This is a genomic window from Photorhabdus africana (assembly GCF_035181445.1).
Classification (GTDB): Bacteria; Pseudomonadota; Gammaproteobacteria; order Enterobacterales; family Enterobacteriaceae; genus Photorhabdus; species Photorhabdus laumondii.
Window position 1 is genome coordinate 46,032 of the sequence record NZ_JAXBVE010000011.1, and the last position, 21,870, is coordinate 67,901.

Sequence of the window (21,870 nt, forward strand, 5' to 3'; positions counted from 1 at the left end):
TCTTGTTAGGTTTTAAAAAATTAACCGACCAGTTTTATTTAATTCGAGAGTAACCGCTCGATCTATATGTTTGTTTTCGATTTGTTCGCAATGATCATTTTTCGCTAACATTGATGCTAATAAAGCAATATTTCTGATATTAGCACCGGTTAAATCAGTGCGTTTAACCAGATGTTCAAGATCAAGTTCATCAGATAATTTCAATTGTTCAGGCCAGATTGTTTGCCACATTTTTTTACGTAATATTTCGTCGGGATAAGTAAAGCGAGTAATAAAGGTAAAACGACGATTAAATGCGCTGTCTAAATGGCTGCGATTATTGGTGGCTAAAATGACTAATCCCGGATAATTTTCCAGTCGTTGTAATAGGTAAGAAACTTCAATATTAGCGTGTCTGTCTTGGGCGTCTTTGGTTTCACTACGCTTGCCAAATAGCGCATCAGCTTCATCGAAAAATAGCACGCCGGAATCTGCTTCGGCCAGATCGAAAATACGAGAGATATTTTTTTCCGTCTCACCAATATATTTATTCACCACGCTAGAGAGATCGACTTTAATCAGATCAACGCCAAGATGCCCGGCAATCACTTCGGCAGCCATGGTTTTGCCGGTCCCGGATTCGCCATAAAATAGTGCACTAATGCCGGTACCATAACCGATTTTTTCCTGAAAGCCAGCACTAAGAATTTGGTCACGATAATGAATGGCGGCAATAATTTCTTTTAATTGTTGTGTTAATGCATCTGAAATGACTAAATCATTAAAGCGGCGTTTGGGGGTGATTCGCTGAGCTAATTTATCGAAATTTTGTTGAGCACGGAAACTTAATGCTTTACGCAGATCAGTTTCTTCCAATTGACCTGCTGGTTGTCGGAGTATTTGGTATTGATGTGCTTCTTTAAGAATGAGCGGTAATGTTTCTGCGGTGAATGAAAAACGTTGGCATAATTGAGGGATATTTATTTTCTGAACGATATTATCCGGTAAACTGGCTTCCAGCATGGTTTTTTTGTCTGCCAGAGTAGCTGCGGGCATATCAATTTGTACCATTGGCAGATGTTTAATCCAGATTAATGAGTCTTGTGGTTCTGCCAGACAAACCACGCGTAATTTGGGTTGATTTAGTAAAGTGGATAATTCGTTATTTAATATTTTCTTTTTCTCTGTGAATAAAGAAAAGTTGCGAATTAATAAACAGCCATCATATAGCCGGGCTTCCCGCACGGCACCCGTCAGTAAGTTAGTTATTACCGTTATATTGTCTTCGTCTGGCAGGCGGGCTAAATCAAGAGTTAAAGTCCTTATGTTATGAGATGCCATAATATGGCTTACCGCTAATTCCCTGGCGCTGTCCTGTTTTCCTCTAAGTATCACCAATGGACGTATTTCGTCGGCTTCATTCAATAATACTTTTTCGAATGAATGATAAAGGGCTTGAGGATACCAACGATGTGAGGCAGGAGAATGCCAATAAGCACAGGTTATTAGCGGTGGTAGAATGACCTGCTGGCCGGATAGAAAATGCCAGACCGCGTTGTGAGTTAAAAATTGCGTCTGTAGCCAGATAGATTCTTCGTGATTATTGAGCTGTAATAGTTGATGACTGATTAATGGTGTTTGCGGTAAGAAACTGTTTTGCAGTAATTGTCGATCACTTTGGCGTTGGCTGAATAGGTTAATTGCTAAAGCAAAAGTAGGCCACTGTTTTCTACTGCTACCGTGCAGAGCAGCAAATAGCGCATGATAGCGGCTGTCAAAATGGGGTAATAAACCTAATAGTAAGGCATCTCGCTCAAATTCAGTCAGTTCAAAACGATCAGCTAATATTGACAAGGGATCAATTGATAATGGATCAATAGTTGGACTTTTTTCTGTTTCTGGCAGAATAACAATATTATTCGGTTTAGTTAGCCAATGGGGAATGCCCTGTGGTTTTTTCAAGCGCTGATCTAATTCATCTTCGGCAAGTAAAAAACTTTCCGGCAAGGAATCGTATTTGTCACTCTTTTGGTAATAATAATGCTGTAACCGCAGATCAATACGTTCCAAATGGGGATAAATCCAATGTGATTCTGCCACTATATGGTGGTTATGGGTAGGTAGGTAATCCATATAAACCTTCTAAATATTTTGCCAGTCGATGCGTAAAGGGCGATCCAACCAGGGAAGTCTGGCGATATTTAATGGCCACGGCCAATCGATCAGTAGCGCATCAAATGGCTGTTGCTGTATTGTGATTTTGATTTCTTGCTCATCTGTCAATAATTCACCCGGTCGTTGTAAAAACAGTTGCCGGACATCATTACGGCTTAATTTTTTCCAGCCGGTAAGTTGACCAGTCACCGCATCCAGCCATTGATCTGCTATCAATTGTTTTTCTGGCTCGATAGGGATTGATTCAATATCTTTATCGGCTATTAGCCCACACAGAACATAATTCAGTAATTTTCTTTCTGCTGGTTTCTCCTCGGTTCCCCAAATTAGATGGTCAAGTAAATCAACAGCATTGAGCTGGGTTTGACGATGAATGAATTTCTGTTTCTCAAGGAGACCAAGCTGGTTAAATAGTGCAGGTAGCATCGGCCACAGAATTAATATGCCGGCATTATTTATCGGGTATGGCAGGGATTGTTCCGATAATAAAGTCCGTCCAGAGTGTGGCCTATTGATAGTTTGATGTGGGTTATAATGATTGCCTGTAATCGGTGTCTTATCGGGTGCTGATACTATTTTTTGATCATCGGTGATGACGGGTTGATTGGCTTGATGTTGGTATGTTTGAATATTAGCAATATCAACGGGAGTCATGGTTGGTTTTTTATCAGATATATTTTTATCCGTGTGGTTTAGTGTAAAACATGCCAATAGATATTGGTATTCGTCAGCGGGCAGGTGCTTTTTGCAAAGCTGTGAAACAGAAACGGTTTGCCAGAGTTGTTTTAGCCAACGATTTAATGGGATATTGTTTAATGGAATCTTGTTTAATCGAATATTGCGGGTTATCGCCTGGCGAAATGATGTAATAACAGGTGCCGCGTTAAGTACACCGTTATCGAGTTCAGTGGTAATACGAGAGATGATTTTCGCATCAGGTTTAGGTATTTCCTGAGTATTATGCTGCTGTATATATTCCAGTGCATTAAGTATCAGTTGCCCGGAGGAGACACGCTCCTCCTGATGTTGTGGTTTGTTTATTCTTGCGGATAATCTGCGGTTAATGGCGACTAATAAGGCCGGTTGTCTGATAGCTAAAAGCCGTTGTAGACCCTGTTCAGATAAACAGCTTTTCGCTAATAATAATGCTGATTGGTTTTCTATCTGCATTAATTGATTGATTAATGGCTTAATCTTGATGTCGCTATTTTTATTATCCGTTATGACCTCCATTGGATTGAATTGCGGACCTTTTTGAGATAAGAAATGAATGAAATTCTCTGCATCAATTAAATGATTTTCACTGGATAAATAAGTCCTGTCGGTAAATTTATTGGATGTGGGTTTATTCAGTAGAGTTTCTTCCCTAGGGTTATTGGTCTGATATTGGCTGAGCGCTTTATTCAGCGCAACTTTGAGGCGAGCCGGAAATAATGAATTAAAATCATGGAAACTTATTTCACCAAGGTCCAGCGTTAATTTCTCTAAAGCGATATCCTGATAAATATCATATCCATCAAAATATGAATTGAGTAATTTATTTATACTGGCCTGATTAAGCAGGGAGCCATGCAATACTTTTTTAGCCACCTGTTGATTATTAGCTTCAATAGTAATGGTAATCCGATTTAACAGATTTGGCTCCGAAGTCATATCAATATATCCTTGGTAATGAGTAAAAAATAGATAATTTAAGTCTTTCTGTGTGGGATGAAGTTAGAGTTTCATAATAAAAGCTAAAAGATAATAAGGCGGAACGACATCAACGTTATGAGTATGTGAAGGCGATGATGCTGATGCATTATGATTATGTCCTTGTCCACCTCCTATATCTGATGTGTATGGATGATAGTCTGGCCCAGATATCCTTTTCCATATAAGTCCGTTAACTGAGTTATCTATTTTGTAGTTAGTTGCTCCTATAGTCGTATGATCATATGCGAATCCCAGAGTGGTATAATAAGGCAGGCTCTCAATGTGTTTATGCTTGGGTATTTGTGATTCTGTTAATGTTGTGTTTAGCACGCTAACATTGATCGAAACCGCAGTTGATGTTGTATTTCTGGAAAAGTTTTTTCCACTCCCACCTCCACTGGCTTTATTACTGCTTTTCCCTGTTTCAGAAATAGTTTCACCGCACATGATAAAACGGCTTCTTAAGTCTGGGGTTCCGTTGTTACCATCACAAAAAGCCCAGCCGCTAGGAGCGCTACTACCGGAAAACATCACAATCATTCCTTTGGAAAGTAATTTGTTGGGATCAATATTAACACCGTCTGAATTAACCGTGATACCGAAACCGGCTTTGACTGAAACACCATTACCATCGACTTTAATCCCATTACTGGCTTTAATATCTAATCCTTCACCCCCTATTTTTACTCCCCAACCAATTCCTACCGATATCCCGGTAGATTCGACTTTAATCGTGGAATTTTTTGATTTTACCGAGACACCATTAGTATCAACATTGATGCCATTATTGGGTTTGATTGCCACACCGCTACCATTAACGGTAATACCGTTCGCCGCTTTGACCGCGACATTATCATTATTGACAACAATGCCATTACCTTGACCAACACATATTCCATTGGGTTTATTAATCAGACCGCTACCAAGATCTACAGATAAAATGTCCTTTTCGAGTATTAATGGAGAAAAGTCTGGGCTGGAAAGCGTGCCCATTTTTAAATTCAGTGTACCGTCATCAGCCAGTTTTAATCCTGCTCCTGGCCCATTTTGTTGTGGTGCCTGACCACAGGCTTTACGACCGATATCGGCAATATTAATCAAATCGGCATAATCGGTCTGTAATGGAATACTGCCCTCTTTAAAACGGTTTTTCAAATCACCGACGGCAGGTCCTGTTGATTGAATGTTCGTACTTTCCAGATTAGCGTCTGAACTATATAGGTTATATTTTTTTACCATTTTTATCACCTTATATTATGTTTGCTATTATACTAAAATATATTCAAATAATAGCGAGATTATTGAAATGTTTTGAGGTATTAATCAGTGAGATATTTATTTTATATTATTAAGGGTTATTTCCATCATAAATAAAATTAAAGCTGAATTTTGTCCGTGTTTCTCCTTTAAGGTCATTAGGGTCAGATATGTAATTGAGTGATAAAATAAGCGGTTCTTCGGTGTGGAATAATGCACCAGACAGATCTGGGTTATCGCCTAATACAAATCCATAATAGAATGACCAGCGACTATCTGCATCAAGATCATATAAATTCATTGCCGTCCACGATATATTAAGTCCGACTTTCTTTCTTCCTTTAATATGCAATATTTCATCGGTAATAACCCCATTTTTATTCTTTTTCACTTTGATATGGTAATCTGTCCATGCATTATCTGATTTCAGTACGGCATATTCAGGGCCTATTTGACTGTTATCAGTTAAAAATACCAATTTTCCTTTATTCTCTACCGGTTGATACAGAAGTTCTGAAACAGTCGTTTCTTTATTATTCTCTTTATTTAAGTCAATATTTACCAATACTACCGTTTTAGTATAAGGAACATATAATAGCTGATTATCTTTTATCACGTCTTCATGCCATTGATCGCCCGATTCACCAATGACCTCAATACGTTGCTGTTCGGTGGCAATTCGCATACTGCCAATACCGGTTGCAGCGGAAGGTAATCTTCCCAAGGTTAAGGTCTCTAAAATATGGTATGCCTCGTCCCCTAAAGGCGCATCATTGTTTTGCCAGCGTTTATAGGTATTGGCAAAATCTTCAAAATGTTTCGGTGATAACCAGTGAATAATCATCGAAATATGTGCGGGAAATTCAGAGAGAATCTCCGTTTTTACCCAAGCTTCCAGTTTATAAGGGTCAACTTTGTTGCTCTCAATTAACAAGCGATTCACTACCACGCTAACCACAAATGAAAAACGATCAGCCAGGGCATATTTTTCACTGGAGAAATACCAGCGATAGCGCCATGCTTCTGTCTCGGAAGGAAAATTATCCCGTGACTCTTGGTTGCGTTTAATTAATATCTTGCCTTGAATACGATCAAATTTAATGACACGTGCTTTGAGTTCATATTCGGGTTTCGGTTCAGCTTGAACTGTATGGGCTAATGCTTTTTGGGATGGTCCAGATGGCGTAATGATATATTTCAGGGTGATTTCGTCATTTTCTTCAATCATGGCCGGGAAGGGGCTTTGGGCGCTGGAGGTGATCCAACGTTGATCTTCGGTAGCATTTTGATATGTGGCATCGGCATAAACCAGTTGATAATCCATATCTTCCAACCACACTGGGCTGTTTTGCCAGAACAATTTGTTTTGCTCAAATGCCTCCAGTATTCTTTCCAGATTGTGCTTTAGACCCGAGCTATTGCGTGTGTTAAGGGAGAATGTCTCTCCTGACACTTCAGTGATCATCTGACCTCGCAAGGTAAATTCTCTATCATTGTCAGTGATGATCAGGTTAATGACCTGCCCTTGCAATAAGCGGCCTGCTGTCCCTTTTTGGGTGATTCTTAACTGATCATCTTCAACCACCAGAGAATCAGGCTTTTGTTTAGTATTAAATTGGATATCGGGTTTTGCCGGTAGTAATTGGCGATGTTCAATTAAATAGAATGGCAAATTAGCCAGATCAGGCGTGTCACTGAAACATTCCCCGCCTAAACCTAACCGGGCAGCAATCCGTTTTTGTAGTGCCGATATTTTATCAATCCGAATATTATTACGTTGATAGGTCAGTTCCGGTTGTTGGGCTAAATAACCGCGTTGGGTATCCAGAAAATCCTGAAAATCGAGGGTAAGTGGTCTGGCGGCAAGTTGAGCGCCAAAATAACCCAATAGATGATCTAAGATTTCCAGTTCTTTTATATAGTTGGACCTCTGAATGTCATCATTAATATAGATTTGTGAATCGTCGTTTAGTTTTGCGGTTAAGTCAGAGGTGATCTGTTGATGCACGTTGTAATTGACCGTACCTGCTTTAAAAGGCCATTGCACACCATATACGGTCTCCCCCCGTTGTTTAAAAGCCAGGAGTTTCGGTAAGAGGGCAAGTTCAGCGCAGCTATTAGCCAACATCTGTTCAAAAGGGAGCATAAATTGGTGTAGTTGTACTTGCTGTGGCGTAGGTTTTTTGGCCTGTAATCCATAGCAGGCGGGTAATTTATTACTCACCGGGTAGTAATCCAGAACTTTACGATGTTTACCCCAATCCAGTAATTCCGGCTGTGTATCGATCAGCGGCTCTGCAATAAGCTTTTCCTCGATATCTTGTTTAGAAACAACAATTTTAACGCCGCCTTTGGCGGTAATAGTCAGTGGGCTATCTGGTGAGGTAATTAATGCCAGTGGATCGTTACCCCATAATCTCGGGTAATATCCCTGAGCAATCTCCCAGGACCAATTATCCTCCGGCAATGGCGTAATGGTTTTGTCGGGATTAGCTAATGCCAGCCGGGTGACACTCTGAATACCGTTAATCGCTAATAGTCGGTTAACCAGATGGCTGAGATTTAATACCGTAGCGCCGGTGTAATTTTTGGTTTGAGGTAATGCCGGTATCCAGCCGTGATGTAAATAAGGGCCGGAGAATATCTTTTCATTACTGTAGCCCAGATCTTTCATGGCTTGAGTGGTATAGCGCCCGGGCTTTTCCAGCACCATCTGTTCCGCCGCCATATAAACCTGAGCGAAGATATCAGGAATATCGATGACGTTATCATTAAGTTCAATATCAATCTGCAAGAGGAAATTGATGGGTTGCAGCCAGATAATTTTACTGACGGATTCCCCCAAGTTACGGTTATTTTTTAGGAAATCGTTGAGTTTCTGCTGAGCCAGCTTATTATCGGCCTGAGTTTCCTGACCAGGAAGTAAATAAAGCCAATAATTTCCTCTCAAGGTTAATTTGCCGTCGGCGCCCAAATCGTTAAAGGTATATTTACGTTCCTGTTTGTTATACCAATATTTATAGCGTTGTTCTTCAGGTTCACGGATCAGTTGGACATCATTAAAGAAAAAATAACTGTTGTTTGTCTCATTAACTGTGTCGCTGCTATGTAAATCCAATAAAGCCCGGCGATAATCCTCCGCCGTGATCGGGCCACAGGTCAGTGTTTGTTGTGGGCCGAACTCCTGAGGGAAAATACCGTCGCCGGGTATCTGTTCCGCGGGTTTGGGGGTTAGAAGATCTTTCAGAGGTAATGAATGACGGTAAGCCAGATCAGATGCACCATAACAACAGGCTTCCAATAAAGTGACCCCGGGATCATTTTCACTGGTATTGCTCCAGCATTGGCCGGATTGCTGCTCAATGACTGTTTTGGCCTGAGTGAGTAAGGCATCGAAGGTAATATCATCTTTGACGATGGGAAACAGGGCATCCTGATGACTCATGAGTTAACTCCTTGGTTTAAGGGGCGCCTCTCTGGCCAGACCAAAATCAGCACTTCATCATCGGCAGCTTCGATACTTTCACCTATGGCACCTGTGGTCCGGTTAGCAATGGTTATACTTAAATGGGTGACACGTTCCACCAGAGGGGATTGTTGGATGTTGGCTAACAGTTGGTAGTAGTCAATATGGTTGCCGGTTGTCACGCCGATAGTCGGATTTTCGCCCCACGGCATATATTTTCGGCTTAATTGCTGTTGTAGCTGATGATGGCCGTAGTCGGGGTTAATCCCTGAGATAAAGGTCACTTGGTAGTCCACATTAACGTCAACGTAGGTGGGGTTATTAATTTCAATCGTTGCCCAGGGACTGCTAAGTTGTTTGATCCATTCGACCATCTCTGCCAGCCGGGCAGGGTTTAATTTGGGTCGTAGTACATCATCGTTATCTTTGTAACGGCTGTTAGGGATCACAATCAGTCGTTGTATTTCTGGTGCCGGGATTTTGGTTAATTCATTGGCAGAAGGATATTTGACGTCAAACAGGCTGACAAATTGCTCTTTTAATAAGGTGACAATGTTGCCCCAACTCAGTACCCGATTACGGTGAGATAACCGGGCAGGCAGACGTGTCAGGAAAGCTTGCTCGGTTTCTGGCGGGCGACCGTTCCAAGAAGCCCAAGGTTGGGTGACGTTGCTGATTGCGACTAATGTGCTGGTTGGCTGTTTAATGCTGCCAGCGGCCAATCCGTTGATAAAATGAGCTTGTTCAATGGCTTGGGCATTTACTAAAGTCGCTGTCGTGGCGTTATATAGCGGACTTTTAATGCTGGGGTAATCCTGAGGATCGGTCTGAGCCGTTATCTCAGCTTTTAGCCAGTAGCGCCCCGGCGGCATCAGAGGGGCCTGATTTGCCGCATCTTGGGGCAATAAGGTACGCCAGATACCCCGGTCAAACAGGTTATGGGTTTGGTCGTCAACTAATTCATCTAATTTGTTCCAGCTATTGCTGTTGTTGAGATAAAACCAGGATAAAGCGAGGGCTTGAATCCCTGCTAATTGCCAATATAAGGATAGAGTTTGTCCCGGTGATACGCCTGTAAAGCCTAAATAGAAGGCTTCATGGGTGAGTGTCGGCATTTTTGCTGTTGCCTCGGCCCGGCCAAAAGGGGTCAGAGGATAAACGGTGAATTGCTCAGGTTTGGCTTTAGCGTTGAACTGTACCTGCAATGCACTGATTTGCGGGGTATAGGGGACATTTTTATCCGTGGGATTTTGCCAGTATTGGGCGTGCATAAAATCCTGTTCAGCCAGTTCTATGCGCACGGATGCCGGCCATTCGTTGGGGGATGGACTGTCTGCAAGGGGATAATTCATCACCGGTAAGGTCAATGTCAGACTTTGTCCTTGTGGGGCACCTGTTCCACCAAATAATGACTGAGATTTAGCGTTATTGAGAGCGTCTCTCTTTTGAGATGTGACTAAGTAACCTTGTACTTTGAACACCCCATTACTGGCAGGTTTCGGATTATATTTGTCATACCATGTTGAAAAACTGCTTGTCGGTAAGCCAACCCATTGAGGCGTAATCGTTAATGTTGCGTTTTCAGAGCCATACCATTCTGGGGCAACCAGATTAAAACCGGAACCCAGCGACGGGGATTGACCAAACGGGAAGCTGGCGGTATCCGTCTGTTCAATACCATTGTCAGAGGCATAGTGCACGCTGCGGTTGCCATTAATACTGACTTCGATGCCTTTAATCTCCGGCAGAATAGGGCCTTGAGTGGTACCCAGTTTTAATGCCGGTACATTAAACGCCATATTATCCAGGGCATCAGGGGCAGTGACAGCGGCATCACTGGATGATAATCCAAGCTCTATCGTGGTTTTGTCGATAGATTTTACTGACAAGCAGAGCCAATGATCTCCAGCGCTGATTGTCGCGGTGATGTGATCAGTATTACCCGCCCATTCGCTTGCCAGAGTCACTTTAATGCGGCGTTCTCCTGCCGGCATGGCAAACAAGGAGCAGGTAATCAGGTAACCGGACAGCACAGGAGTATCATGGGATGTTGGGCTAAAAAGTCGAATACCGTTTTCGGGTAATGCCAAATTATCTGAGTGGTTCAGTGGGGTTGCTGATTGCCAGCCATCTTTATCTCTTCGGTACCAATATAGGTCGGTCAGTTCCCCTTGGTTCGCCAGTAAATCCGTATCTGATGCATAGTGTAATGGATTGCCAGCGCTGTCTTGCCCGGCATCAAATAGCGTGCCTTGGGCTATCAACGATTCTGTGCTGTCAGGATTGAGAGTAATTCCTAGCGCAACCTTATCCGCTTGGGCTTTTTTAGGTTTCAGCCCTAATAATTCCCGGTAATAAAGATCACGGTGCCGGGCCGGAAAGGTATTTAATAATCGGTTGGTTGTTTCTAATAACGTTAAGAAAGCCAAAACAAAAGCTTGATGAGCGGGTAATCGGCCATCGGCTTTATTTACATTTTGGTAAATATCCGCTAATTGTTGCGGATTATTTGCTTGAATAAAGTAAAAACTGTCCCAGAACTGTTTTTTCTCTTGATCGAAAGGGATTTTTTTAGCGTATTCTTGTAGCCAGTTTAAAATATCCAGCGTACTTCTTTCATCAAGTTTAAATGCAGTATCCGGCACAATAGCAGAGAGTTTATTTTCTAACTCGGCCTGTCCCATATTTATATCACCTGTTATTTAAAATAAAGTTGAAGAGGTTATTTATCCGGCAGTGACCGCATATTGACTGGCAATAAACCGGCCTTTACCCATACTGGGGACTGTTACATCCGGGCCACTCGATGGATTATTAGCGGGTTGGGTTGGGGTAAATCGGGCGATAAATTGTTGCCCGACAACAATTACCGTGGCAGGGCTGCGGCAAAAGTTGACTTGTTGACTGGCATTTAATTGAGCAATGGTGACCATCCCCATGCCGGGCACCGGGTGGCTGGGAGTAATATATTGCGCTTGAAATTGCACCTTTTTTTCATCACCGATCATAACGATCTTTTTGCCTTGGATTTGGGCGTGTCCGCTACCGCGGATGGTTGCTGGCCCCAGAATGGTGACTTGCCGGTTGCCAAATAATGGTTCGAACAGCAAGAAATCGCCATCTACCACCAGTTGTTTGCTCATAAACTCACCTGTACCCGGCCTTCATTCACTTCGAGGACGCCTTCAATCTGCTGGCTGATTTCGCTGCCTCTCAGCGTGTAGGTGACCTGAATATGCAGGGTATTGGGCAGGTCGGTTCTCTGGTTCACTTGGATTTCGCTGATATCGGCGCGGGGTTCATAACGCAATACCCGTTCTTCAATCCGGGTTTGAATTTCTGCCATCATTTCGTCACGAATATTGGCAAACAGATAATCATTCAGGCCACAGCCATAATTCTCACGCATAATTCGTTCACCGGGTTCGGTGAGAAAAAGAATTTTCATATTTTGGCGAACGTTTTCGGCCCCTTCCGCCATGGTGACGCCAGTGGGTATTTCAGGATGCGTGCTATCTTTATACGTACTATCTTTAATAGAAAATTGTGGCGGAAAGGCCCAACCCCGACCATAAATATCGGCTAATACTTTTTCGGCTGATGCTTTATTGGCTAGTGCTTTATTTGTCATCTTATTACCTTATTATTGGGTTAAGTTAATCTTCGCACCTTTAATATCTACGCCGGATTTACCGGAGGCGGACAGAGATTTTTGTGCCTCTATTTTAATTTCCTGAGCATGGGTAATAAGATTCTTAGCGGAATTAAGCGTGATATCTTTATCCTGTTGCAGAGATAAGGTGTTTTTTCCGCTATTCAATGCGAGTGTTTTATCTTTATGATTAAAGAGTAATGCTTGCTGATTTTCTCCCTGTTTAATCACTAAGGTTTTCACCGGATTTTTTTCACTCGGTTCTAATGGTGCTTTGTTTTTAGGATTGTGCATCGAGCCTAATATCACCGGGAAGCGTGGATCACCTTCAAAGAAGCCGATAATCACTTCATCTCCCGGTTCAGGGTAGAAGCAGAAACCACTTTCGTGGCTGGCATAAGGTTTACCCAGCCGGGCAAAAAGGGTGCCGTTGGTTAAGTTTAAAGCCGGGATTTTGACCGGAATACGCCCCAGCGACTGGTTATCTTTTTGGTATTTTTCCACGATCCCGACATGCAGCTCTTTAACCGGTGGTACAACTTGCTCTGTTTCCGGTAATAGCCCCAGCGTTAGCCGGGTACGCCAGCCTTGCCGTTGATTGAGGGTGTGACTGACACCGGTGATAATCGCCTGACCATCCATTCCTTGACCAAAGCCGTTTAACGCCAGCACATCCCCCGTTTGATAACGGTTATCGCCTTCGACTTCAAAATTACCGGAGACGTTATGACTTCGGCGGTTATTCAGGATACCTTGAGCAAGCTGTTTGGCCTGTTCATTGTCCAATGGATAGCTGAAAGCCCATTGCCATGCTTGGTTGGTCAATGATGTCAGACTATCTGTGGCAAGTTGATTACGACCCAGACCACTGCTTTTTGCCTGATGGGCTGGAGATAGTTTTTGTTGGGCGATATCCCAGGATTGTACACTCACGGTTTTGGGGCTGCGTTGATTATCCCATTGCAGATTCGCTTCAAATAACACCGCATCCTGATGGCTCGCTCGCTGGTGGAGGGTATGCACGGTTGACCGGTTCAGGGATTCCGGGGTGACCAGTGTCACACTATCGTTGCCGGGCAATAACCAGGTGTGGGTCGCGAGCAGCCGACTTTTTAGAAACGTCCAGTCATTACAGCGGAATTGCACCATTTGCTCATGTACCGTTTTAAGCTGAGGGGCTGGTTTTATCGTGACAGGGATACCGGCCTGACTGAATAGTTTTTTGAGAATTGCCTCATCACTTTGTTTGTTGAACAGCTGCGAATGGAAGTTGTGAGTTAATTTTTGTAACGAGTGTTTAGCGGTTAGGGTAATGAGGTTGTCCTGACCTTTAAGCCCCAATGTTTGCCGCACGATGATCCCCTTAAACACCACGTTTTTTTCGATCTGCACGCTAAGCTCATGATTCGGACGGCAGCTTACCAGTTCAGCTTGCGCTTTGGCGTCAAAAATATGGCTGGCATCACCGGCGATCCCCAGCGTGATGTTAGCCGAGGGGATGCTATTGATTTGATGGTTAATTGTCAGAGTGATAACCGTAAATTGACTGAGGGCTTTACCCCCTATTTTGATGATTATTGCGGGTATCTTCATGCTTCCCCCTGCGCTTGCAGTGTTTGCCCGGGGGTGAAGTCATCAAGATTATCCAGACCGTTTTGCCAGGCCAGCGAGAGATAATCAATACCCCCCGCCAAAGAAGCGCCGGCACCTAAGGCGATCAACGGCAGGGAGAGCATATCGGTTACATTGACTGCGGTGACGGGTGGTGATTTTAACTGTTGCTCGGTGGCTTGAATCACAAAGCTTTCATCTGCCACTAGGGATAAGGTCGCGCTGGCCCGCAATGGCGTGGCATCCCGGTCAAACAGGGTGTAACTGATGCTAAGGCCACTGGCACGGCAAGCAAAATAGCCTTTGTTTTCCCAACGCATTTTGCCCCATTTAATTTTAAGAAAGTGGGGAACGTTGGTACTGGCATCCACGGCACACAGGGCTTTCAAAATTGCCAGCTGCGTTTCTACTGCGGTGTTGTTGCCGGGCATGGTGGCATCAAATAACAGAACTAATGACAGACCCGCCGGTTGGGATAATACATAGCGGCTGCTTTGACTGGCACTGTTAATGCTTTCATCCTGCTGATAACGGGTTTGGTAGTCGAGCTGGATGGCATCGGGGTTATACATGGCTTGCAAACTGCCTACCGAGATTTTCCCCTCGCGGTCCTTGAAAGCGGTGAGGGTGAGTTTGGACAGGCTGCGTTCAATTAAGCTCATAATGGCCTCCTGTTTCACGCAAGGCATCTAACACGGCTTGTTTCACCTTTTCAATCAGTTGGGCGTTATCCAGCGCTTCCTGCGCCAGTGTGCGTGGTGCGCTGGAGTGACTGGCTGAATCGGTCACTTTAGCCTGAATAATCAGCTCCTTAATTTCTACGGTCATGCTTTCACTCCTAACCAGCGCATATCCTGATAACGTAACTCCAAAGTATTGACCAGCACCGTATTGCTATTGGCATCAAAATCCCCGGTAGACCAATGAACTGGCAGCGCATTACTTAATGTCCAGCTTGCTACGGGAACTGAATGTTCATTCAGTAGAATGATAACCACATCGGCATACACGGCTTTCTCACCACGCAGGACGCGGTCAAACGTCAGAGTGAGTGGCGTAACGGTCATAACGCCGCGCTCCAGTACCAGACTGCCATGCTGGATCTTCTCGGCCAGCCAGGTATTTCTGGCGTTTTCCCCACCCTGACTATGTTGGCTAGTTTGCAACTCACGGCTGAGGCCAGATATCCGTTGAAAGGCAATGTCGAGAGGGCTGGGGATATTGTTAAACAGAAAACTGGCGATAAAACGGTGTGATACCGACGGGGTGTATAAATTGTTCATATTTTGCCCCTGTTTAATGGGTGATCCCGGTGCGGGTATCAAATGTCAGATTCAGCTCGATAAATTCCGCCGGAATTAACAGTGCCAGCCTGATCTTCATGATCATTTTCCCGGCCCGTAGATCTGCTTCACTCATCGATTCGTCAATCCCCAGTAACACCTCAAATGCCTGATCTTCCTGCGTACCGCGCAGTCCGCCGTTTAGCCATAACTGACGTAACCAGTTGTAAGCCTGACCTTTAAACTTCATCCAGGTGATGGCGTTATTGGGTTCAAACACAAAGGCCCGGCCCAGTTGAGTCATATGGGCTTCGATATAGGAAACCAGACGGCGCGTCTGGATATAGCGCCAGGGAGAACCGGGCGTATTGTCCAGTGTGCGACATCCCCAGATCCTTGTCCCTTTGCCGGGGAAGCTACGAACCAGATTCAACGAAGTGCCGTTCTGGTTAAACAGGTCATCAGCTTCAATATAAGAGCGTATCGGGTTGATGACTTTGGCTAACGCAACGTTCGCGGGGGCATGCCAGACGACCATTTGGTTATCGTTACGCTGGATGACGGCGGCCACTGCGGCGGTAGGTGAAAGTACAACAGGCTGATTTTGCTCCTGATAAGCACTGTTCAACCTTGGCCAGTATACGGCACCCCATTGCCGATCATTGGAAGAGAACTGGGCTAAACATTCAGCGGCCAGGGCGGGATCATCGGGGGCATCCAGCAATCCCATGATGCCGCGTCGGCTATTGCAAAGGTTGAGTACTGATTGCCAAAACTGTCGCCAGAATAGAATCTTATCGTGTTGATCGATTTCTGAATCGGGAGCATCCATCTGATTCAGATAAACAATATCGGGAACCACAATCAGCGTGATAGCACTCTGTGCCGAAATCGCTTGTTTAACCCAATCTTGTTGTAGGGTGGTGGTCAATGATTGAAAATTGTCTCGGGGTTCATCAGATCCTAGCGACAGTACATAGGCTTGTTGACCCCCGTTTTCAAAAAAGTGGCGCACGGAATAGTACATTAATCCTGATTCACCAAATGACAGGGTAAAATCGGTCAGGTTGTGGAGCTTGACGGCGGTTTTGTCACTAATACGATTGTTTTTAGCATGATTGTTTTTAGCGTGATTGTTTTTAGCCGGTTGGGTATAGCCGATAAAAATCGGTACACCGATAAATGCCTCATCTTGTTGCTGGGATATCAGGTTCTCCGTGATGGTGACGCCGGGCTGTTTTATTTCCATTTTCGGTTCCTCACTAGAACAGGCGCGGCGAACCGCGCCTCATACGGTTACGGTGTTACATTTTGCGAAAATTGCAGGATAATAAATTCAGCCGGACGGACCGCCGCCATGCCAACTTTAACCACCATTTTGCCTTGCTTAATATCGTCGTCGGACATGGTGACACCTTGACCAATCTGGACAAAATAGGCTTCCTGTGGGCTGTTACCGGCCAGTGCCCCTTGCTGCCAGAGTTGATGGAGATAGTTATCAATCGCTGAGCGGACGCGTTCCCAGGTGGGCTGGCTGTTGGGTTCAAACACGGCAAATTGCATGGCTTGCTTGATATCCCGTTCTGCCGCATTAAATAAACGCCGAACTGGAATGTATCGCCAGTTATCATCATTTTGCAGAGTACGCGCACCCCAGACGACAAAACCTTTGTTACTGAAATAACGGATCGCATTGATACCATTTTGATTCATGGTGCCTTGCTCATCTTCCGTGAGCCGGTCTGCTACATCACTAATCCCACTCAGCGCAACATTAGCGGGTGCTTTCCAGACACCCCGGCTGGCATCGGTGGCGCAGTAGACACCGGCTATCACTGCACTGGCGGGAATCGTTTTACTTATGTTCTGTATTGTAGTCACCGCTTGCTGATAGACATCGGGATTTTTCTCTTTGAGTTGTACCAGATTAGTCACTTTGTCTGGGGTTGTATTGGCATCTTTATAGCCTGAAACAGCGACGAGAGCCTCTTCCGTTTGCATCAGCTGTGAGACTTTCACTGCGGGATAATACGTTGCAGTTTGTGAGGGGACATTAGCGCTGATAGCGGTTGCTTTATCTTGGTTATCGGCGATAAGAAAATAGCCGTTATTTAATAATGAAGGGGTCAGGCTGTTATATATCTGGCTCTGATAATCAGCATCCTGTTCAGGACAGACAATTAACGTGATTTCTAAAGCCTGCTCAATCAACGCCGGGATTAATGCCAGCGTATTAGCCTTGCTGGTATCAGCAATTGGCAGGATATAACAAGGTCCGCCGCCATTTTGGAAATAAAGTTTTAAAGCATCACTGCTTATTGTGTAGATATCGACGGCGACCTGATAAGTGTATCCGGGGGGAGTTTCATCTGCATTGGGCGTTGTAGCCTGTGTCGTGGCGGCAACTTCTGTATCGTTTTCAACTCCTTCGTTGTTTTTGACTGATACATCGTCTTCGACTGTTTGAGGTTTTTCAGGAGGAGTCGGTTCTGGTTTGGGAGGCGTGGGTTCGGTTGATGTGATTGCTATTGATCTAACACAACCTACGTTAAATAGGTTAGTAAAATCCAACCAGCTACTCACGCGTGTTATTTCAGGTGTTGCGCTGGTTTTTTTCGGTAAGAAACGCCCAATAAAAACGGGTATTGCGGTATTTCCCTGGCTAACAGAAAGTGCCAGTGATGCGTCTTCTTCAATATAGACGCCAGGAAAAGTTGGTATTGTTGGCATATTTCCTCCGGTTATTGAGCGATATTCTGCGTAAGCTGCAAGATAATAAACTCGGCTGGACGAACCGCCGCCAGACCCACTTTGACAATCATTTTGCCCTGCTTAATATCGTCATCAGTCATGGTGACGTCTTTACCGATTTGAACAAAATAAGCCTGCTCAGCTTTGCTGCCCATCAAGCCGCCTTGCTGCCAGAGGGTGTGAAGATAGTTATCGATAGCACGGTGGACCGCTTTCCAAGTGGGTTGGCTATTGGGTTCGAAGACCGCGAAACTCATGGCATTTTTAATATCCCGTTCTGCGCTATTAAACAGGCGGCGAACCGGGATATAACGCCAATGATCATTGTCCTCAAGTGTGCGAGCGCCCCAGACCAGCGTCCCACTCTTAGGAAAAGTGCGGATCATATTCAGGGCTTTACCCTGGTTATATTTCCCTTGCAGGTCGTCAGTCATCGGATATTTAGGTTGCAATCCGCCTTGAACAGCGACATTTGCTGGCGCTTGCCAAACACCCCGGTTGTTATCGACACGGGCATAAATACCGGCCATGACGGCGCTGGGTGGAATATCAATAGCGGCTTTATTTTCTCCCCATTCAGCGGTCAGCCAGGGATAATAAACTGCGCCATAGGCTGTAGCGGTATAGGGTTTAAGTACGTCATCGGGTTTTTGGTCTGGGGTTATTTGAGCGATTGGACCATCAAAAATGGCGAATAATCCTTTGCCAGATTTGCAAAGGGCGTCTGCGGCAGTGATGATTTCTTCTCCGGCAGCAACCAGCAATGTCACATCATCGAGTTTTGGCACATGTTTTTCTAACTCTGCGGTTTTAACCAGATAGCCATATCCACCGCCATTAATAAAATAAGCGCGTAGTGCGATATCAAGCTTATCGGTGGCAGTAAATTGTCCCCCTTTGAGCGACAGATATTCCAGCCAGCTGTTAACACGAATATAAGAATCATCGGTTATTAATGAATTGTCTTTTGCGACGGCAAAGACAGGTACTGCTGTTGCACCGGACTGAACAGAGAGTGCGGGTGAGGCGTCCTCTTCGATATAAACGCCGGGATAGGTTGGTACCGTTGGCATGTTGCCTCCAATTATTGTGCAATATTCTGAGTAGACAGCTTGATAAATGAATCTTAAGCCGCTTGAATGGTCACTCGATCTGCGGTCAGGGTAATTTCCTGCACGGCAACTTCGTTGCTGGTGGCATCAAAAGAAGGAGAAATTAATGAGGTTGGGAAGGCATTTGCCACGCTCCAGGTCATTAAAATTTCAGTGCCGGCTTCGTTGGTTAAACTGATTGAAATATCTTTTTTCTCAACCTGATTAAGCTGAATAGAGTTAATCCAGTCAAAAAGTTTAGTATCGCCAGAGAATACCCCTTTACGCAGTGAGATATTAATCGCCTGACGTTGACCGGGCATTTTATAGTAATTGCCGGTACCATCTTTGTATTCTATGACATCATGAGAAATATCGAGGCCAGAAACGCTGTTAAAAGGGATTTGCTCATCACCGATCGAGACAACAAATCGGTAAGTAGGAATTGGATATTCAACAGCAATTTGTTCTGGAGTTGTAGACATGATTTTTTCCTTGATTGTTTACATTTTGAATATAAGAAAAACGGCTATTACTTTGTTTTCCTTAGCACCTAACGATTGGGTATAGCTACCGCAATAACCTGATTTATGGAGGTCTTTGTTCGTATTAAAGAATGTGTTCAATGATTATTTAAATCACATTTGATAAAGCGAGGTGATTATAGAGAATGGATTTTTAAGCGGTAGCATCAATTAATAATGATATTTATTTTTAATTGATGTGGCGGGTTTTGATGATTTTGTGTATCAGCGTTAATTTATTACTTTCTGTAAACATGAAAATAAATAACAGGTGTGATTTTCATGTTGAATAATATCACGCGATTATGGGGTTTTTCATTGCCAGGTAGTTTTGTTCTTTAATAATTTCAACGATAAATTAACTGTTGAATAGAAATATAATCATGAAAATGATTGCTAGTGAAATGAGTTAGAATGTTTATTGGGGTGAAAAGAGAGAACAGCGATTTCAGAAGCACGTGGATTCAAACAGTCTTTCGTTTGGAATGTAAATGTGCCGCTTCTATGCGTTTTGTGCATTGACTCAAGCATTTTTATGCCGATAACGTATCAATAGTAACTTTGTCAGACGTTTGTTCAAGTTCACCCTAGTGATTTCCATCACCGTTTCACGGTCGAGATTCATACCTCGGTGACTGTTTTGCCAGTCACCGTAAGATTCTCTTTTAACACGAATCGTTGAATACTGATTAAGAACTCCCAGCACGAGTTAGTGGCGTATTTGCTCAAGTTCGTTCTGACTTAGACCGGTGGTTTTCATCACCGTTTCATGATCGATTCCACTGTTCAGCAATGCATGAGCAATTTTTAACGTTGCCTCCTGGCGTCCTTCCTGGTGTCCTTCCTGACGTGCTTTATGTTCCAATCTTTGCGCTATTGTCATCAGTACCTCCTCATACCTCGGGGACTGCTCTGCCAGTCGCCGGATAAAACCCTCTGGATCGGCGGTATCTCCCGCCTGTAATAAGTAGTTTAGCACGCTTTTTAGCTGCTCTTCCGTATGGTAACCATACGCCAGCAATATGGACAGTTTTTGCAGTGACCCCATCTCTTAATCGTATCAACATAACTTGTTACTGGATTTGTATCGGTATAAAAGCGCAAAGCCTGATCATTGCGACTAAAACAATAGCCTAAAATAACATGATAATCCGGGGAATTAATAATTTCTTCCATCTCCTGATAGGTCATTTTTCTGACATCTTTGATATGTATTGGCTTACTTTTATAATAACTTCCTTTTCTATCATCTTTGTCTTCATTAAAAAATAGCTTTTCACGTAAGTTATTTTTCTTTCCACCTTTTATGTGAGCCGAAAGTGTAGGGTTTCTATCTCTGGTAAATATAATTTTATGTTTGAAATTATATTTACCCTCATTTTATTTCTTACAAAAATCTATGACTTGCTGCTGATTTAAAACAAAATCGCCATAATCCATTTCCCCAATAGATTCAGGTATTGCGCAGATTTGACCTTCTTGATTAACAAAATTAAGTTCTTCTGTAGATAATGCTCCCTTATATCTGACGGCCCCATGAGGTTCTTGTGGATCTTGTTCTAATCCTTTTTCGGTGAATATGTCCTCTTTGACTGCTAATATAAGAAATAGATTTTTTTCTTCCTGTAAATGTTTCATATATTCCAAAAGTGTGTTTTTGTGTGGGGCAAGATAGATATATCCTTCAGTATTTTCAGCTTCTCGTTGCTGTATCATTTTTGCTCTGCTTGAAATAATTTCGTTAATCCTTTCATCTTGTTGCAGAATAGCTTCTCTCTCATTGTTGATAATAGTTTGCTTACGGTCACTGTGCTTCTCCATAAATTTATTTTGGTCAAGTTTGTCGATACTTTCCGTAATGGATTTTTTTAATAATTGATCATCGATATTTGTTTGAGTGGGGATGTTCTGATAAAAATTTTTGAACTCATGCCAAAATTCTTGAGGCATAAGGAAATTATCTTTAGAGATTTTCTTTGCTTTAGGGTTTTTATTAATAGTCGTGGCTATAATAGAGTAGATAAGCTTTATGATACCAATTTTTCTACGTGAAAAATCTTCTTCAGATAAGGTTGGGCCAGGTGAGCCTTGCGGTTTAAATCCGTTTTGTAGGAAGCTTTGTAAATTATTTCCTCTGGAAATATGATAGTAATATCCATCTTCGGGTTTTTGAGGGGCATTTGTTAAGGTGGAAGACGTATTTCTTATCATTTGATCTAAATCTAGCCCAACTCCTAAGGAATTATTTTTTATATCCTCATCATCTTGAGTAGAGTTTTCTGGTTGTATTGAGAATTTTCTTTCTCTATTTCTTGGGTGTTTAGTATCTTTATTGTGTTTTTCTGTGGATAACATATTATCTCCTATTAATATTTTGGTGAAAAAA

17 protein-coding genes and 1 pseudogene are annotated in these 21,870 nt (G+C 43.4%); all 18 read right to left on the reverse strand.

What is annotated here, in order from left to right; all coding sequences use genetic code 11:
• Nucleotides 1–12 precede the first annotated feature (12 nt).
• The 18 genes and pseudogenes from SLS51_RS08730 to SLS51_RS08810 all read right to left on the reverse strand — a co-directional run bounded on the left by SLS51_RS08730 (nt 13) and on the right by SLS51_RS08810 (nt 21,839).
• Nucleotides 13–2,112: an ATP-binding protein gene (locus tag SLS51_RS08730; RefSeq protein ID WP_323837423.1), complete on the reverse strand. Its 2,100-nt coding sequence runs from the start codon at nt 2,110–2,112 to the stop codon at nt 13–15.
• A gap of 9 nt (nt 2,113–2,121) precedes the next feature.
• A complete protein-coding gene (locus SLS51_RS08735; RefSeq protein ID WP_323837425.1) occupies nt 2,122–3,807 on the reverse strand; it encodes a contractile injection system tape measure protein in 1,686 nt (561 codons plus the stop codon).
• Nucleotides 3,808–3,870: 63 nt separating this feature from the next.
• On the reverse strand, nt 3,871–5,088 hold the full coding sequence (locus tag SLS51_RS08740) for a tail fiber protein (RefSeq protein WP_323837427.1): 1,218 nt from the start codon (nt 5,086–5,088) through the stop codon (nt 3,871–3,873).
• 109 nt (nt 5,089–5,197) lie between these two features.
• Nucleotides 5,198–8,551, reverse strand: a complete 3,354-nt coding sequence (locus SLS51_RS08745) for a baseplate wedge protein (protein WP_323837429.1) — start codon at nt 8,549–8,551, stop codon at nt 5,198–5,200.
• Nucleotides 8,548–11,256 (reverse strand): baseplate J/gp47 family protein, encoded by a 2,709-nt coding sequence (locus tag SLS51_RS08750; RefSeq protein WP_323837431.1) that lies wholly within the window; start codon nt 11,254–11,256, stop codon nt 8,548–8,550. The genes SLS51_RS08745 and SLS51_RS08750 overlap by 4 nt, the downstream gene beginning before the upstream one ends.
• Before the next feature lie 42 nt (nt 11,257–11,298).
• A complete protein-coding gene (locus tag SLS51_RS08755; protein ID WP_054479997.1) occupies nt 11,299–11,715 on the reverse strand; it encodes a contractile injection system spike tip protein in 417 nt (138 codons plus the stop codon).
• Nucleotides 11,712–12,203: a GPW/gp25 family protein gene (locus SLS51_RS08760; RefSeq protein WP_323837439.1), complete on the reverse strand. Its 492-nt coding sequence runs from the start codon at nt 12,201–12,203 to the stop codon at nt 11,712–11,714. Before SLS51_RS08760 ends, SLS51_RS08755 begins: the two co-directional genes overlap by 4 nt.
• 12 nt (nt 12,204–12,215) lie before the next feature.
• Complete coding sequence (locus tag SLS51_RS08765; protein ID WP_323837441.1) at nt 12,216–13,817, reverse strand: phage baseplate assembly protein V; 1,602 nt, start codon at nt 13,815–13,817, stop codon at nt 12,216–12,218.
• Nucleotides 13,814–14,497 (reverse strand): CIS tube protein, encoded by a 684-nt coding sequence (locus SLS51_RS08770; RefSeq protein WP_011145948.1) that lies wholly within the window; start codon nt 14,495–14,497, stop codon nt 13,814–13,816. The genes SLS51_RS08765 and SLS51_RS08770 overlap by 4 nt, the downstream gene beginning before the upstream one ends.
• A complete protein-coding gene (locus tag SLS51_RS08775; RefSeq protein WP_054480017.1) occupies nt 14,484–14,663 on the reverse strand; it encodes a DUF5908 family protein in 180 nt (59 codons plus the stop codon). The genes SLS51_RS08770 and SLS51_RS08775 overlap by 14 nt, the downstream gene beginning before the upstream one ends.
• Nucleotides 14,660–15,118 (reverse strand): phage tail protein, encoded by a 459-nt coding sequence (locus SLS51_RS08780; protein ID WP_011145950.1) that lies wholly within the window; start codon nt 15,116–15,118, stop codon nt 14,660–14,662. Before SLS51_RS08780 ends, SLS51_RS08775 begins: the two co-directional genes overlap by 4 nt.
• Nucleotides 15,119–15,131: 13 nt before the next feature.
• Nucleotides 15,132–16,367, reverse strand: coding sequence for a phage tail sheath family protein (locus SLS51_RS08785; protein ID WP_323837446.1), 1,236 nt, complete (start codon nt 16,365–16,367; stop codon nt 15,132–15,134).
• Nucleotides 16,368–16,414: 47 nt separating this feature from the next.
• Entirely contained in the window at nt 16,415–17,848 is a 1,434-nt protein-coding gene (locus SLS51_RS08790) for a phage tail sheath family protein (protein WP_323837448.1), read from the reverse strand.
• 11 nt (nt 17,849–17,859) lie between these two features.
• Nucleotides 17,860–18,942 carry a phage tail sheath family protein gene (locus SLS51_RS08795; RefSeq protein WP_323837450.1) on the reverse strand — a complete coding sequence of 361 codons (1,083 nt, stop codon included), beginning with the start codon at nt 18,940–18,942 and terminating at the stop codon, nt 17,860–17,862.
• A 53-nt stretch (nt 18,943–18,995) separates the two neighbouring features.
• Entirely contained in the window at nt 18,996–19,445 is a 450-nt protein-coding gene (locus tag SLS51_RS08800; RefSeq protein WP_011145954.1) for a phage tail protein, read from the reverse strand.
• Between the two features lie 748 nt (nt 19,446–20,193).
• Nucleotides 20,194–20,520, reverse strand: a pseudogene (locus SLS51_RS08805) (Rpn family recombination-promoting nuclease/putative transposase); the annotation flags it as partial.
• Nucleotides 20,469–20,834: a hypothetical protein gene (locus SLS51_RS24115; protein ID WP_369293938.1), complete on the reverse strand. Its 366-nt coding sequence runs from the start codon at nt 20,832–20,834 to the stop codon at nt 20,469–20,471. The pseudogene SLS51_RS08805 and the gene SLS51_RS24115, both read right to left, overlap by 52 nt.
• 30 nt (nt 20,835–20,864) lie before the next feature.
• Nucleotides 20,865–21,839, reverse strand: a complete 975-nt coding sequence (locus SLS51_RS08810) for a hypothetical protein (RefSeq protein ID WP_323837452.1) — start codon at nt 21,837–21,839, stop codon at nt 20,865–20,867.
• Nucleotides 21,840–21,870: the final 31 nt, after the last annotated feature.